Origin of the sequence: Phocaeicola fibrisolvens (assembly GCF_025567125.1) — a bacterium.
GTDB classification, from domain to species: domain Bacteria; phylum Bacteroidota; class Bacteroidia; order Bacteroidales; family Bacteroidaceae; genus Phocaeicola; species Phocaeicola fibrisolvens.
The window spans coordinates 1-15,197 of sequence record NZ_JAOQJI010000033.1 but is presented as its reverse complement, the minus strand read 5'-3'; the positions used below and the strand labels follow the sequence as shown (position 1 = coordinate 15,197).

General features: G+C 46.2%; 10 protein-coding genes. All 10 read left to right on the top strand.

Annotated elements, in window-relative coordinates:
* Window positions 1–46: 46 nt before the first annotated feature.
* The 10 genes from OCV81_RS12490 (at window position 47) to OCV81_RS12445 (ending at window position 15,007) form a co-directional block, all read left to right on the top strand.
* Window positions 47–1,501 (top strand): glycoside hydrolase family 125 protein, encoded by a 1,455-nt coding sequence (locus OCV81_RS12490; protein WP_148330266.1) that lies wholly within the window; start codon window positions 47–49, stop codon window positions 1,499–1,501.
* Between the two features lie 33 nt (window positions 1,502–1,534).
* Window positions 1,535–4,000 (top strand): beta-galactosidase, encoded by a 2,466-nt coding sequence (locus tag OCV81_RS12485; protein WP_262640348.1) that lies wholly within the window; start codon window positions 1,535–1,537, stop codon window positions 3,998–4,000.
* Between the two features lie 67 nt (window positions 4,001–4,067).
* Window positions 4,068–6,983 (top strand): glycoside hydrolase family 2 TIM barrel-domain containing protein, encoded by a 2,916-nt coding sequence (locus OCV81_RS12480; RefSeq protein ID WP_148330264.1) that lies wholly within the window; start codon window positions 4,068–4,070, stop codon window positions 6,981–6,983.
* Between the two features lie 95 nt (window positions 6,984–7,078).
* Complete coding sequence (locus tag OCV81_RS12475) at window positions 7,079–7,270, top strand: hypothetical protein (protein WP_148330263.1); 192 nt, start codon at window positions 7,079–7,081, stop codon at window positions 7,268–7,270.
* Window positions 7,271–7,779: 509 nt separating this feature from the next.
* A complete protein-coding gene (locus OCV81_RS12470; protein WP_148330262.1) occupies window positions 7,780–10,056 on the top strand; it encodes a carbohydrate-binding protein in 2,277 nt (758 codons plus the stop codon).
* A 200-nt stretch (window positions 10,057–10,256) separates the two neighbouring features.
* A complete protein-coding gene (locus OCV81_RS12465) occupies window positions 10,257–11,288 on the top strand; it encodes a family 43 glycosylhydrolase (RefSeq protein ID WP_262640347.1) in 1,032 nt (343 codons plus the stop codon).
* A 6-nt stretch (window positions 11,289–11,294) separates the two neighbouring features.
* Window positions 11,295–11,549, top strand: a complete 255-nt coding sequence (locus OCV81_RS12460) for a carbohydrate-binding protein (RefSeq protein ID WP_262640346.1) — start codon at window positions 11,295–11,297, stop codon at window positions 11,547–11,549.
* A gap of 17 nt (window positions 11,550–11,566) precedes the next feature.
* Complete coding sequence (locus OCV81_RS12455) at window positions 11,567–11,749, top strand: hypothetical protein (RefSeq protein ID WP_022340849.1); 183 nt, start codon at window positions 11,567–11,569, stop codon at window positions 11,747–11,749.
* A 160-nt stretch (window positions 11,750–11,909) separates the two neighbouring features.
* Complete coding sequence (locus tag OCV81_RS12450; protein ID WP_148330261.1) at window positions 11,910–12,968, top strand: alkaline phosphatase; 1,059 nt, start codon at window positions 11,910–11,912, stop codon at window positions 12,966–12,968.
* 20 nt (window positions 12,969–12,988) lie between these two features.
* Window positions 12,989–15,007, top strand: coding sequence for a glycoside hydrolase domain-containing protein (locus OCV81_RS12445; RefSeq protein WP_148330260.1), 2,019 nt, complete (start codon window positions 12,989–12,991; stop codon window positions 15,005–15,007).
* Window positions 15,008–15,197 lie beyond the last annotated feature (190 nt).

Here is a 15,197-nt window from a genome sequence, read left to right as displayed (position 1 = left end):
CATAGACTTATAATTGAAGTCTTATTGTTGTTAAATTTCTGGTGATATGCATGTTTTATATAAAATATTACTTGCTAATTTATTTTTTTCACCTTTTACTGTATGTGTAGCTTTGTCAGCATGTGTAAAGTCTGATAAGATAATTTTTGAAAACGATGCAACATATGTTTCACGGCGTCCACCATTTGAACAAAGACTTTTTACATCAAAGCTAGTCGAAAAAGAAATTAATAAGGTGGCTAAAAAAATTATTGATCCTAAATTGAGATGGTTGTTTATCAATTGTTTTCCAAATACACTGGATACGACTGTAAAATTTAGGATAAGGGATGGGCATCCTGATACATTTGTAATAACCGGAGATATAAATGCTATGTGGTTGAGAGACTCATCGGCACAGGTACAGAATTATTTATCGTTAGCAGCTAAGGATAACGATTTGAAGGAAATGATAAAAGGCTTGATAAGCAGACAACTAGACTGCATATTATTAGACCCTTATGCAAATGCTTTCAATGATGGTCCCACAGGTAATGGTTGGCAATCTGATGGCACGAGAATGTGTAAAGATGTTCATGAGAGAAAATGGGAGATAGATTCTCTGTGTTATCCTATCCGTTTGATTTATCAGTATTGGAAGGCAACAGGGGACGATTCGGTATTCAATGCTAAATGGGAAAAAGCCATGGCATTAGTGCTGAAAACCTTTCAGGAGCAGCAACGTAAAGAAAGTGAGGGTCCTTATTCTTTCGAGCGTCATACAGGAAACGCTATCGGTACATTAGTGAACCGAACCGGGAATCCGGTTAATCCGGTGGGCATGGTCGTTTCCTGTTTCCGGCCATCGGATGATGCTACAATTTTTGGCTTTTTGGTTCCATCGAATATGTTTATTGTTGCCTCTATGCGTCAGCTTTCTGAAATTATCAGAACCACCGGTAACGGAAAGAATTTACTTAATCAGACAGAACGTTTGAAAAAAGAAGTTGATGAAGCTATACAGAAATATGGAATAGTGAATCATCCGGTTTTTGGTAAAATCTATGCTTATGAGGTGGATGGATATGGTGGATGTAATCTGATGGACGATGCGAATAATCCAAGTCTGCTTTCTGTTCCGTATTTTGGATATGTAAATGCAGATGATCCGGTTTATCAGAATACACGCAAATTTGTGTGGAGTAAGCATAATCCATATTTTTTTAAGGGAACAGTGGCTGAAGGAATCGGTGGGCCACATTGTGGCAAAGATAAAATCTGGCCGATGAGTATAATTTCGAAAGCTTTGACTTCTGAAGACAAGGAAGAGATAGCGGAATGTCTGCGTGTATTGGTCAATACGGATGGGAATACCGGATTTATTCATGAAAGTTTTCATAAAGATAATCCTGCAGATTTTTCCAGAGGTTGGTTTGCGTGGGCCAATACACTGTTTGCCGAATTGGTATTAAAAATATCGGAGAAATATCCTGAATTACTATTGGAATCATATACTGAGTGATATTTGATTATGACATTTTATTATATGAAATCGATGAAGAAGATAATTTTGTTTATGATAGCTGTAACGTCCGTTTTCCGTTTGTTTGCGGTAGAGACGATACCGGCAAAAGAGTTTTCAAATCCAGACCGTATTCGTTATGACGGTTCTTGTATGACCATTGACGGTAAGGATGTATTCATCTATAGTGCCGCTTTTCACTATTTCCGTTGTCCCGAAGAATTGTGGCGTGACCGTTTCCAGAAGATAAAGGAGGCCGGCTTTAATACGGTAGAGACTTATGTTCCATGGAACTGGCATGAACGGGAAATGCCTGCGGGATTATCAGATACGACAAAGTTTGACTTTTCTGATATAAAGAGATGGTTGAAGATGGCACAGGATGAATTTGGCTTTTATACGATAGTTCGTCCGGGACCATTCATCTGTGCGGAATTCTCGGGAGGAGCATATCCCCGTTGGTTGGCTAAATTCCGTCCTCAGGGCTATCAGGGGCTTTGGTTGCGCAGTGCGGATCCTACCCACGTACGTTGGTGTGTCCATTGGTTCGATGCTGTCTGCAAGGCATTGGCCGATGAACAGCTTACCAGAAAGCCGAAAGGCGGGAAAGGTATCATCCTTATCCAAATAGAGAATGAATACAATGCCCATGGGTGTGAGAACAAGTCTTATTTTTTGAAGGAACTCTACCGTTCCGTGCGTCGGAACGGGTTCGATATTCCAGTCTTTACTTGTCTGACTGGAGAATGTCGTGGAAGCAGCGATAAGGAACTTTCTCAGGTGTTCGATTGTGACAATTATTATGTCGGCCAGTCGGATGCACCGAGTTGTGCCCACCGGATGGTCTCTCTGAAGAGTAGTCAGCCTGACGCTCCCGGCTTTGTGACAGAACTGCAGGGGGGGTGGTTTTCTCTGGTGACTGGTACGCTGAGTGAAGAGCATTATTCGGATGCCCGTCATTTCAAGGCCATTGGTCTGATGAGCATGTTGGGCGGATGTACGGGGATAAACTATTACATGTTTGCCGGAGGTACCCATTTTTCCGGTTGGGGAGCCCGCGGGATGACTACTTCGTATGATTACAATGCCGCTATCCATGAAAGTGGTGCTGTGGGTGATAAATATTTGGCAGCAAAAGGATTGGGAGAATTCCTTCATAAGTATGAATCGCAGTTGGTAAGATCTACGGGAGGACCTTGTAAGATAGAAGGAGTTCCAGAATCTGTATTCGGAGGAGTTAGGATGGCGAAAGATGGTACTTTGTTTGTCTTTCTGCATAACACGGATACGGGTAAACTCTGTAAAGGGAAGGCAACTTTATTGCCGGGAAAGATACAGTCGCCTCGGCAGGCGATGTATAATATCGATCAGAATGGGAATAAAGTATTGATGCAAGTAGACGAATCCCAAAAGGGGGATTCTTTGGCTGTGTCACCGATACAGGTAACCTATGAGTTGGGTCCTTTGGATACGAAGGTGTTGGTAATACCTGTAAAAAAGAATCCGGAGAAAGGTGTGTGGTGGCCTAAAAAACAATCTGCCATAGAACGTCCTTCTCGTTTACCTGCCCCGGTGCGCATCGCCTCGGTGAAAAGGAGGGAAGATTCGACAGAGAAAGCACAATGGATTCCTTTATCTCGTTTGGTCTCTTTGCCTGATTTAGGCATTAATGATTTCCGGTATAGCCTGTTCCGGGCCAAAGTGAACTTGAGCAGACAACAGGTGGAAAATGAGAAGTATCTGCTGTTCAATATGTTTACACGAGATATTGTATCTGTACAGGTGAACGGGAAGAATGTCGTCCGTCTTTTCCCTGACAAAGCTGATGCACAGACATGGACCACACGGAACTGTTTTGATCGTATACGTCCGGATGAGTATGACAACCGGTTCGATGTTTCCGGCACCTTACAGGAAGGGGAGAATGAGATTTTGGTTGTCTATGAAAATTTGGGCCATGCCCACGGATATGTACCGATGGAGGAACTTTCCGGAATCCGTGAAGCCGGGCTTTCCGTTTCGGAGACAGCTTTGTCGCATCCGCTTGAATGGGAATATGCTGCTGATGCGGCTGGTGTGACAGAAGGCTGGATTCTGCCCCGATTCGACGATGGGGACTGGTCGGTGGTTCCGCTTGACATCCGTTCGGAGATTCCCCGGAAGGGAAACGGGATACAGCCGGTGGCAGAACAGGACGGGCTGCTGACCTGGTATCGTATCGAGTTTACCTTACCTTCTCAGAACCCCTCTGTCTGGATTCCCTGGCTGATGAGGATTAACGCTTCCGGCAACGGGTTCATGTGGTTGAATGGCCACAACATCGGCCGCCATTGGGAAGCCGGTCCGCAGCGGGAATTCTATCTGCCCGAATGCTGGTTGAATTTCGGTAAGGACAAGAAGAATGTCCTGGTTCTGGGCTTGCGCCAGACGGTCAACGGAGCCGTGATAAAGTCCATGGAAATAGCCCCTTATCGGGATGCTGCAGAAATGAAGGAATAGGAATCCGGACAAATGGAGAAGTTTAATAAAGATCAATCACCGTATAAATAAAATGGAGTTATTGTATATGAATGGATTTACCAAGATGAACAGTATATGGGTATTGCTTCTGGTGTTGATAGGTACTGCCTGTGCAAGAAAAGAAAATGCCCGTATCACATTGGATATGAATACGGACTGGGCTTTCTATCGTGGGGATGTTGCACACGGTGAAGATGTCGGTCTGGATGATTCCCGATGGATACCTGCAACCATTCCTCATATCATGCAACTGGAAAAGAAACATTGCGGTGGGGATGTTATCTACGACGGTATCGGCTGGTATCGTCGGTATTTCAAACTTCCGGAGAATTATGCGGGTAAACGTATCGCCGTGTCGTTCGAGGGAGTGATGAATGCTTGTGAACTGTTTGTCAATGGTCATAAGGTGACAGAACACAAGGGAGGGTATGTTGGTTTCACATCGGATATCTCTGATTATGTCAACTGGAACGATGACAACCTCCTGGCTCTGCGTGTGTCTGCCGCATACGATTCGCTGACTCCTCCGGGAAAGCCCCAGGATCGTCTGGATTTTTATTATTACAGTGGAATCTACAGGGATGTGAAGATGGTTGTCACCGACAAGCTACATATCTCCGACGAACTGGAGGCGGATGAAGTGGCGGGCGGTGGACTTTTCATCACTTACCCGAAAGTGGAGAAGGAAGAAGCTTTGGTGGCAGTCCGTACCAGCCTGAAGAACGGTCATGGGGAATGCCGCAATGGGGTGTTGCAGTCCGTGCTGAGGGATGAGGAAGGAAAGGTGGTGGCAGAACAGGAGAATCCGTTCTCACTGGAAGGTGGAGACGACTGTTGTCTGGAGCAGACCCTGACTGTCAGTAAGCCACTTCTTTGGCATCCCTATCATCCGCACCTTTATGAACTGGAGTGTCAGGTGAAGGTGGACGGTAAGACGGTCGACTCCCGTACGGAAACAATAGGTATCCGTACCATCCGATACGACCGCGACAAAGGTTTCTTTATCAACGGTGAACATCTTTACCTGGTCGGGGCCAACCGCCATCAGTCGTTCCCGTATGTAGGGGATGCGGCTTCCAATTCCATGCAGGAACGTGATGTGATCGACATGAAACGGGGTGGTTATAATGCCGTGCGTGCCGCCCATTATCCCCAGGACCCGGCTTTTCTTGCAGCTTGCGACAGGTATGGACTGCTGGTGGTTGAATGTATTCCCGGATGGCAATATTTCAACGAGGATCCGGTATTTACCGAACGGCTTTGCCAGGTGGCCAGACAGATGATTCGTCGCGACCGTAACCATCCGTCCATAGTCCTTTGGGAGACTGCGCTGAATGAGACGCATTATCCGTTGGAGGTGGTCAAAGCCATTTATCGGATTGCCCATGAAGAGTATCCCGGCAATCAGATGTATACATCTGCCGACTATTTCAGCCATGAAGAGACGGAACCTTACTATGACGTTTTCTATAAACAGGTGGGCCGTTTCCCGAAGGACGGGAATGTGATGAGTAATTACCTGGACGACCAGATTGCTGTCAAGCCGCTCCTTACGCGTGAATGGGGTGACGGAGTAGGTGAAAAACCGCGTGTACGCCTGGATGAGAATGAAGAGGAGCAGATGAAGCAATGCCGCGGACGTTTCCAGCAGCTGATAGGGAAAGGCTATTTCGACTGGTGCATGCTGGATGCCAATCCGCGTATGGGCGGTCATTTCTTGTGGAGTTACAACGACTATAACCGGGGGGCGGAAGAGTATACGATGTTCTGTGGTGTGGTCGATGTGAACCGTTATCCGAAGTTCAGCTACTACATGATGCAGAGCATGCGTCCGAAAGAAGTCTCTCAACCGGGACTTTATGAGGGGCCGATGGTACATATCGCTTCTTTCAACTCCTCGGAGAAATACATCTCATCGACAACCGATATACCGGTCTTTTCTAATTGCGATGAAGTCCGTCTTTACCGGAATGGGAAACTGATTGGACAGCAGACACGGGAAGCGCAGAAGGATACTTATGGAGCCATCATCGAAAAGGGCGGAAGTCCGCTCTATCTCTTCAATGCCGGTGGCTATGAAAGCGGAGAACTGAAAGCAGAAGGCGTGGTGGACGGGAAAGTAGTTACCACTCATACGGTCCGTACTCCGGGTGCACCTCATCATGTGGAAGTGGTTGTTTCCGATCATCCTGTCATTCCGGTTGCAGACGGTAGCGATATGATTCCGGTCTATTTCATCATCTGCGATGAAAACGGTACAAGAGTAAACACTTCAGATGCGGAGATTCGTATTACTGTTACTGGTGAGGGTACATTGATAGGTGACGGTATCCGCCGGATCGGCATCAACCCGCAGCGCGTAGAAGGGGGCGTTGGATTTGCTTTTGTCCGCACTACCAAGAAGGCTGGACGGATTACCCTGACGGCTACATCGGAGGGACTGCAGAGCGGTAAAACGGAGATTACTACCCGTCGTTTTGAAGGAGAATACCTGCCGGACGGTTACCATCGTCCTTTTACCGGCAATGAGGAAGATGGTGTAGTTGTCAAGCCGACCCGTTGGGACAAACAGATATTGGAAAGGCCGGTAGCGGAAATTGAATCGGTTAAGGTTTCCTCCACCCAAGACGGTTATCCGGAATCGAACCTGACCGACAGTGATGATTTCAGTTGGTGGATTGCCGGCGAGGATACTTTTCCGCAGGTCATCACACTGACACTAACAGAGCCGACGGATATCATCGCCAGCCGCATCCGTTTCCAGAAAGACAGTTCTTCATATAAGCATCGGGTAGAGGTCTCGGAAGACGGGGCTTCGTGGGAACTTCTGTATAAGCGTGAATGTACGGGTTGGGATTTTAAACCGGTACGTCTGGGAAAGAAACTCAGATACTTTCGGCTGACTATAGACGATGTGTCGGAGGGAAGAGCAGGACTGGCGGAAATTACACTTTTTAAATAGCCAGGTGTAATAGAGGAAATAGGTAAGATAGGAGCATCATGATGTTCTTGTATAGAAATTTTGCTCTGTTCCTTCAGTCAATCAGTAATAAACATTTGAATGAATTGGTTGCTACGGATAATGGTGATCCTACATCATTCACTCCGTTCCAAAGTGCTGAACGGGAGTCGTTCAACGGTTTGGCATTGGCTATTGTTCGAGGGAAGGAAGGAATTGCAGGGAAGATGCAGGTAAAAGTAAGTGGAGCTGGTCTGGAATCTGCTTCGATAGAAATTGAAGTGAAATAAAAGAAAGAAGAAAAGGATGCAGCCGGTGAGACAGAAGGCTGAATCCTGTCTCGATTCGGAGATGGGAACTGGTTGGTGATTTCCATCCGTTCGAAACCCTATCAGGATGCCGCAGAGATGAAGAAAAAGGAATCTAGGCAATGGATACGTATAATAAAAATCAGTCATATTGACTTTGAAAGAGTCTACAGAGATTATCGCCAGCCGTATCCGTTTTCCGAAAGACAGTTCTTCGTATAAGCATCGGTTAGAGGTTTCGGAAGACGGATCTTCGTGGAAACTTCTGTATAAGCGTGAATGTACGGGTTGAGATTTTAAGTCTGTACAGATGAATAAGAGACTGAAGTATTTCAGGATAACAATCGAAGATGCTTCCGAGGGGCGTGCCGAACTGGCTGAAGTGACTTTATACAAATAGAGTAAAAAATAGTCGGGATTTACTTAGAGTGATTGGTGCAATAATATAGATTGGTGCAATAATATAATATAATATAATATAATGTAAGGAGATGAAGAAGTTTGTGTGTTTGATTGCGGTATTCCTTTTGTGCAGCCATTTGTCTGCACGGGAATACCATGTGTCCGTAAAAGGAAAGGATACAAATGTGGGCAGTTTGTCTGCACCGCTGCGAACTATTCAGGCGGCTGCTGACAAGGCGATGCCGGGCGATGTGATTACCGTGCATGAAGGAATTTATCGGGAACGGGTGGTACCGCCTCGTGGCGGTGAATCGGACGAGAAACGTATCATTTATCAAGCTGCACCGGGCGAACGGGTGGTTATTAGCGGTTCGGAACGGGTTAAGGGTTGGGAAAAAGTACAAGACAATGCGTGGAAGTTGACTTTGCCTGATTCGTTCTTTGGCGAGAGCAATCCGTTTGACGAACAGATATATGGCAGTTGGTATCGTGGCAAAGGACGTCCGAACCACACAGGAATGGTGCTTCTTGAGGGGAAACGTATCCGTGAGACGTTTTCGTTAGAAGATGTGTTGCAGCCACTTGATGGCAAACAACCGCATTGGTATGCCGAAGCCGACGGCAACGGTGGCCCTGTATTGATGAATTTCGAATGGGTAGAGCCGGTGGGTGGCAAACGGCAGACTTCCATGCATGCTTCGGTAAAAGGGGGCGATGCGGCTATTTGCATTACGATTGTCAACCGATGGCCTTTCGGTTATTTGAAAGATGGGTCAGAGATGTATTTCGACCAGGTGGATTTTGGTACAGGTTCGGATACACTGATTTTTCAGGCGGCTACATTAGGCAAGGGGGGAACAGTCGAAATGCGTTTGGATACGCCTGATGGGGAATTGTTGGGAACCTCGCAGGTGACGAATACGGGTGACTGGGAGAAGTTCGAAGAGTTCTGCCTTCCGATGAAACGAGTGCTGGAGGGCAAACACAACCTCTGTTTGGTCGTTCGTGCGCCGGAGTTGCCTGAAAAGGGGAAGACTTCTATCTGGGCACAGTTCCCTGATAGTGTGAATCCCAATAAGGCAGGTGTGGAGATTACAGTTCGTCCGCAAGTCTTTTATCCGGAGAAGACAGGGATAGACTATATCACTGTCCGCGGATTTATTCTGGAGAATGCCGCTACTAACTGGGCACCTCCCTCAGCCGAACAGCCAGGTCTGATTGGACCGCGCTGGGCAAAAGGATGGGTGATTGAAGCCAATACCATCCGTAACTCCCGTTGTGCCGGTATTTCGTTGGGCAGACCGACATTCGGCCATTCGCATCATTACCGTTTCATGCCTCCGAGAGTCTATCCGGAAGCGGATGGAGGGCAGACGGAACAGCAGTTGTTGGATTATTTCGCCCATGCTTCTTGGAATAAAGAGGATGCCGGATTCCATGTCATTCGCAACAATCATATTTATGATTGCGGACAAGCGGGAATTGTCGGTTGCAGCGGCGCTGCTTTCAGTGTGATAGAGGGTAATGAAATTCATGATATATGTTTGGACGAGACTTTCGAAGGCGACGAGATGGCGGGTATCAAGTTGCACTTTGCCGTGGATGCCATCATCAGAGACAATCATATCTATAACACCATCCGTGGTTTGTGGCTCGACTGGGGTTCGCAAGGTATGCAGGTGACGGGCAATCTGTTTCACGACAACAACGTGCAGGAGGATATTTTCATAGAGGTTTGTCACGGCCCGATACTTTTGGCAAACAATATCCTATTGTCCGGCTATTCGCTGAATCTGTCGCAAGGGATTGCCGGGGTACACAATCTGGTGACGGGTAAGGTGTTTGCCGGATTAGACCGTTGCGCCGGGGGTAGGTATTCTTTTTTTTACGAACCGCATGGGACGGTCTCGGTCGGCAATGTGCGGAATATGGGAGGTGACTTGCAATGGGTGAACAACCATTTCGCCCAAAAGGCCTCTTTGGGTAACTGGGACGAATGCCTGCTACCTATCCGTTACAAAGGCAACCTGTTTACGGCAGGGGCACATCCCGACAAGCGGGAAAAAGATTTTGTGGAGGCTTCCGGTTTTGACTCTGCTATCCGTTTGGAGCAGCGTGCTGACGGTTGGTATCTGAAGATGAATGTCCCCCAGGAAGGTATCACGAATCCGAAAAGCCGGTTAGTGACTACCGAAACATTGGATAAGGCGATTATCCCTCAACAAGCATTTGTGAATCCGGATGATAGTCCCATTGCCATCGACAAGGACTATTTGGGAAATAAGCGGAATGCTGTGCATCCTTACCCGGGACCGATAGAGGTGGAGAAAAGCGGTGCGCAGGAATGGAAAGTCTGGCCTAAATGATTGATATGAAATCTATAAACGAAGGAAGTCTGAGGACGATATTGATGTATAGAATCAAGAAAAACAGTAGAAACAAATAAATACGTGTTACGGTGAAAAAAAAGATATTTTTAGGAATCGGGTGCTCTTTTTTACTGGTAGCGCTAGTAGCTTGTACTTCTAATCAGAAAAAAAACGAAACAGGAATAACGGCGGACAGGATGTTGAATCCGATTTCTCCTCCCGGGTTATATATTGCGGATCCAGAAGTCCGACCAATGCCTGACGGTAGGATTTATGTGTACGGTTCACGTGATGAACCCGAACATGTTTGGTGTTCCCATTCTTATAATGTATTGTCTACTTCCGACCTGATTCATTGGAATGTGGAGCAGATGTCGTTTGCGACTACCGGTAAAGGGAAACAAACGAATTATACTGACCGAACGCTGTATGCTCCGGATTGTATTTATCATAACGGGAAATATTACCTGTATTATTGTTTGGAGGGAGGTGGTGAGGACGAAGGTGTGGCTGTGTCTTCCTCTCCGTATGGCCCCTTTAAAGAGGGTATGAAAATCGAAGGTATCAGCGGAATCGACCCGTCGGTTTTCATTGACGATGACGGACAGGGGTATCTGTTCTGGGGGCAAGGGTATGCGAAAGGAGCTAAATTGAGCAAGGATATGCTGACGATTGAGGGAGCCGTGCACGACAGTTTGCTGACGTATGAGGAGCATGCTTTTAATGAAGCAAGTTCTGTTCGGAAACGAAACGGAATTTATTATTATATATATGGGGGGCACCAACGGCACGGAGAATCTAATTGTGCAACATTAAACTATGCAACAGCAACTTCTCCTTTCGGACCGTACACCTATCGAGGAGTTATCATCGACAATTGGGGCAGCAATCGGAGGATAGTCAATAATCATGGTTGTATCTTTGAAGTGGACGGTCAATGGTATATTGCCTACCATCGGCCTACGCACGGAGGAGCAATGATGCGCAAGGCATGTTTGGAACCTATTACCTTCAATCCGGACGGCACTATTCAAGAAGTAGAAATGACAACGCAAGGTATTGGCGGACCGATGTCTCCATTGTTGCGGATGGATGCAGCAAGAGCCTGTCTGATGGGAGGACATGTTACTGTAGTCGCCCGTTATCCGAAATATGACATTCCCGTAGAATATTTGGCGGAAATAAGAGATGGTGATTATGCTTATTGGAAATACTACGATTTCGATTAAGCGGAAGTGAAACGTTTCATCTGCAAAACATGGGATAATAACCGTGCTGCCAAGATTGAGCTGCGTTTGGATAGTCCGGAAGGAGAATTGATAGGTGTCTGTGAGTTGGAACCGATGCAAGGTGAGACTGCCTATGTATTACATGAAGCATCAGTCAAATCGGTAAAAGGCAAACATGCCCTCGTAATGGTTTTCAGAGGTGATCCTCTTGCAAAAGAAGAAGACATAATGAATCTGGAATGGTTTACTTTTACCGAATAAGCCTCCTAAAAAGTAAAATGTGTAGCCGTCTGTTGGATGATAAGATTATTGAAAAAGTCTGTAACTGCTATAACATCTGCCGTCATGGGAAGGCAGCTCCGCAGCCCGAGTTTTATTTGCCGGAATATTGGTCGAACTTCGGAATGGGTGGGAAGGATGTTTTGGTGTTGGGATTGCGTCAGTTATCCCATAGTGTATAATGATGCGTTGTTTGTGAGCGAGAAAAATGAATATGTGTGGTGGTATGTTGTGGAACGAACCACATTCCGAACATTCATTTATAGTTTGTAACACAATGATGAATTGTATATGATTTGTGTCTTATTTAGTGATATAATGGAATTAATGAATTAAGAATAGATGAAAAAATTATTTAATTGTGCAGTATTGTGGCTTGCTTTTGCAAGCATGGCCTTAGCCAAAAGCCCGAAAAATATCATTATTATGATTGGTGACGGGATGGGAATCAATCAGGTTCAAGCTGCTTATACGCAGAATGGCGGACACCTGAACATGACAGACCGTTGTCCTTTTGTTGGCTTGCGTCGAACGAACTCCGCCAATAGTTACACAACCGATTCGGCTGCCGGTGGAACGGCTATTGCCACAGGCACGAAAACGAACAACGGAATGGTCGGTATGACTCCGGACAGTGTCCCGTTGAACTCGATTATCCGGTTGGCTACTTTGAAAGGCTTATCGACGGGAGTTATTGCTACCAGTTCGTTGACTGATGCTACTCCGGCCTCTTTCGTGGCCCATCAACCTTCACGTTATATGCAGGAAGAAATTGCGGCAGATTATTTGAATAGCGACATCAATCTTTTCATTGGTGGCGGGAGAAAATATTTTGAGCGGCGGAAAGATGGCCGGAACATATCGGAAGAAATGGAGGAAAAGGGTTACGAGGTAGTTTATTCCTTGGCTGAAGCTAAGGATATTTCCGGTAATCTGGGCGTGTTGCTTTCCGAAGACGGGATGGAACCAGTTGATAAGCGAGAAAATGGCTTTCTGGCAAATGCTACGGAATTGGCGATAGAGCAATTGTCGGAAAATAAGAAAGGCTTTGTCCTGATGGTGGAAGGTTCCCAAATAGATTGGGGTGGACATAATAACGACCAGGAATACATGGTAGGCGAGACCATTGACTTTGACCGGGCGGTAGGCAAAGCGCTCGATTTTGCAGAAAAAGACGGAAACACATTGGTGGTTATCACGGCGGACCATGAAACTGGTGGTATTGCTATCCATGGTGGTGACTATGACAAGAAAGAGGTTACAGTGAAATATACAACGGGTGGACATTCGGCTTCCCCTGTCCCGTTTTTCTCTTACGGACCTGGTGCTGAACAGTTTGCCGGCTTTAAAGACAATACGGCCTCTTTCCATTTGATGAAAAAACTGTTGGGAATAAAATAAGTATTAAAATAGTATTCGTAATGGCTTTTCGAATTAAGTTATTAGGATTGGTATGTCTTTGGCTAATTGCTGGAGACAAGTCAGTATACGGACAACAGTTGTATACTGACTTGGTAAATTTATTTATGGGAACATCTGGCGATCACGGACAGGTATCGCCAGCTGCTACGGTACCTTTCGGTATGGTGGCGGTCGGACCGGATAGTTCACCCAGACAGCATGCTGGGTATGATTATGCCGAGACAAGGACATCCGGCATTTCCGTCAACCGCCTGTCAGGAGTGGGATGTGGTGGTTGTGGAGGCAATCTCAGTATTCGGCCGGTTGCCTATGAACAGGAGTGGAAGCGGATCCCGGAAACGGAAACAGCTTCTCCCGGTTATTATTCGGTAGCATTTGATGATGGAACAACAGTCTGTCTGACAGCTACGGAACGTATGGCCGTGGAGAAATACCATTTTGACCGGAAGAAAAAGGAGCAGGCACTTTACGTTGATTTCTTTTCTTCCTTTTCAGGAGCGTCGGCACAGTATAAAAAAGTGTCGGATAATGAAATACAGGGTGTCATACAGGGTGGAAATACTTGTGGAGTCGGTGCTTACCAATTGGCATTCAGTCTATACACTGATATACCTTTTATTTATACACCGTTAGAGAAGGGTAAAGGAAAGCTTTCGTTTGATAATGTGGAAGGGGTAGAGGTACGTATTGCCCTCTCTTCTGTTTCTCCAATGGAAGCCTCGTGGGAGGTAAAAGAATCATTGAGGAACGATTTTGACCAATTCCGTAGAACGGCATCCGATAAATGGAATGAAGTCTTGTCACGGATAGAGGTGGAAGGAGGGACTGATGAGGAACGTATCCTTTTCTATACTTCATTGTATCGTGCCAGTCTGAGTCCTCATGAAGTAGCTCGTTCGGGAGAATTCTATCGTGCGACGGACGGTAATCTGCATTTGGCTGACAATAAGACCTTTTATAGTTCATGGTCTATCTGGGATACGTTCAGGGCCAAGTTCACGCTGTTGAATCTGCTGGTGCCGGACAGGATGCCGGATATTGCCCATTCTCTGTTGCTACTATATCGCAACGGCAAGGAAGCCTGGAGTACCTCTTTCGAGCCGACCCCCTCGGTGCGAACTGAACATACGGCAACCGTCTTATTGGACTGTTATCATCGCGGTGTGAAAGGTATTGATTTCAGTATAGCCTATCAGGCAATGAAAGAAGAGGTGGATGCTCTGAAACCCAAATCGCCCGACCAGCAGATGGAAGCAGTAACTGACTTGTGGACTTTGTCGCAAATAGCCGCTATTGTGGGACAGACGGAAGATGAACAGAAGTATAAAGCCTTGGCCGAACAACTGTTCGAACAGACCTGGAAAAAAGAATTCATGAACATCACGCCGGATTATGCCAAGATGGGAGGAAACGGAATGTATCAGGGAACTGCCTGGCAATATCGATGGGCTGCCCCATTCTATTTGGATAAGATGAAGGAATGGGTGGGCGAGGAGAAATTGGTAGAGCAACTTTCCTATTTCTTCAACCATTCGTTGTATAACCAGGGGAACGAACCGGACATACATGTCCCTTATATATTCAATAAACTGGGTAGGCCGGATTTGACCCGCGATATTGTGTACCGCCTGCTGACAGACGATAAGATGGTGCATCTCTATGGCGGTAATGCTGAGTTTACTACTCCTTACGTCGGGCGTGCTTTCCGTAACCATCCTGAGGGTTACATGCCAGAGATGGATGAAGATGACGGTACGATGAGTGCGTGGTATGCTTTCAGTGCGATGGGGTTGTTCCCCTTGGTGATTGGCAGTGACGAGTACGAGCTGGTTGCTCCTTTGTTCGATAAGGTGGTTTTGCATTTGCCCGAAGGACGGGATTTGGTAATTACCGCGAAGAACAGGAAGAAGCGGAACAAGGATGCCAAGAAGGTCTTGTTAAACGGGGTGGAGTTGAAGGATTTCTGCCTCCGCCATGCTGCGCTTGAAAAGGGTGGAACACTGACCTTTGTCTTTTAGTTTCAAAAGGCCACAGCGTGACATTGCCCGATGGGGTACAGATGTGTACGCATATAAACGAATGCTAAGTATTGAATTTGAATCTAAACTTGAAAAACCTTAATTCCGCAACACTATTACAAATATAACTTTTTAAGTACCTGAGCAACAAAAAGTTGCTCAGGATTTTGCCATGTCAGATTTTTCACCT

Coding starts and splice junctions, on each gene's coding strand:
- OCV81_RS12490 (WP_148330266.1), top strand. CDS start 47: ATGCATGTTTTATATAAAATATTACTTGCTAATTTATTTTTTTCACCT.
- OCV81_RS12485 (WP_262640348.1), top strand. CDS start 1,535: ATGAAGAAGATAATTTTGTTTATGATAGCTGTAACGTCCGTTTTCCGT.
- OCV81_RS12480 (WP_148330264.1), top strand. CDS start 4,068: ATGAATGGATTTACCAAGATGAACAGTATATGGGTATTGCTTCTGGTG.
- OCV81_RS12470 (WP_148330262.1), top strand. CDS start 7,780: ATGAAGAAGTTTGTGTGTTTGATTGCGGTATTCCTTTTGTGCAGCCAT.
- OCV81_RS12465 (WP_262640347.1), top strand. CDS start 10,257: ATGTTGAATCCGATTTCTCCTCCCGGGTTATATATTGCGGATCCAGAA.
- OCV81_RS12455 (WP_022340849.1), top strand. CDS start 11,567: ATGTGTAGCCGTCTGTTGGATGATAAGATTATTGAAAAAGTCTGTAAC.
- OCV81_RS12450 (WP_148330261.1), top strand. CDS start 11,910: ATGAAAAAATTATTTAATTGTGCAGTATTGTGGCTTGCTTTTGCAAGC.
- OCV81_RS12445 (WP_148330260.1), top strand. CDS start 12,989: ATGGCTTTTCGAATTAAGTTATTAGGATTGGTATGTCTTTGGCTAATT.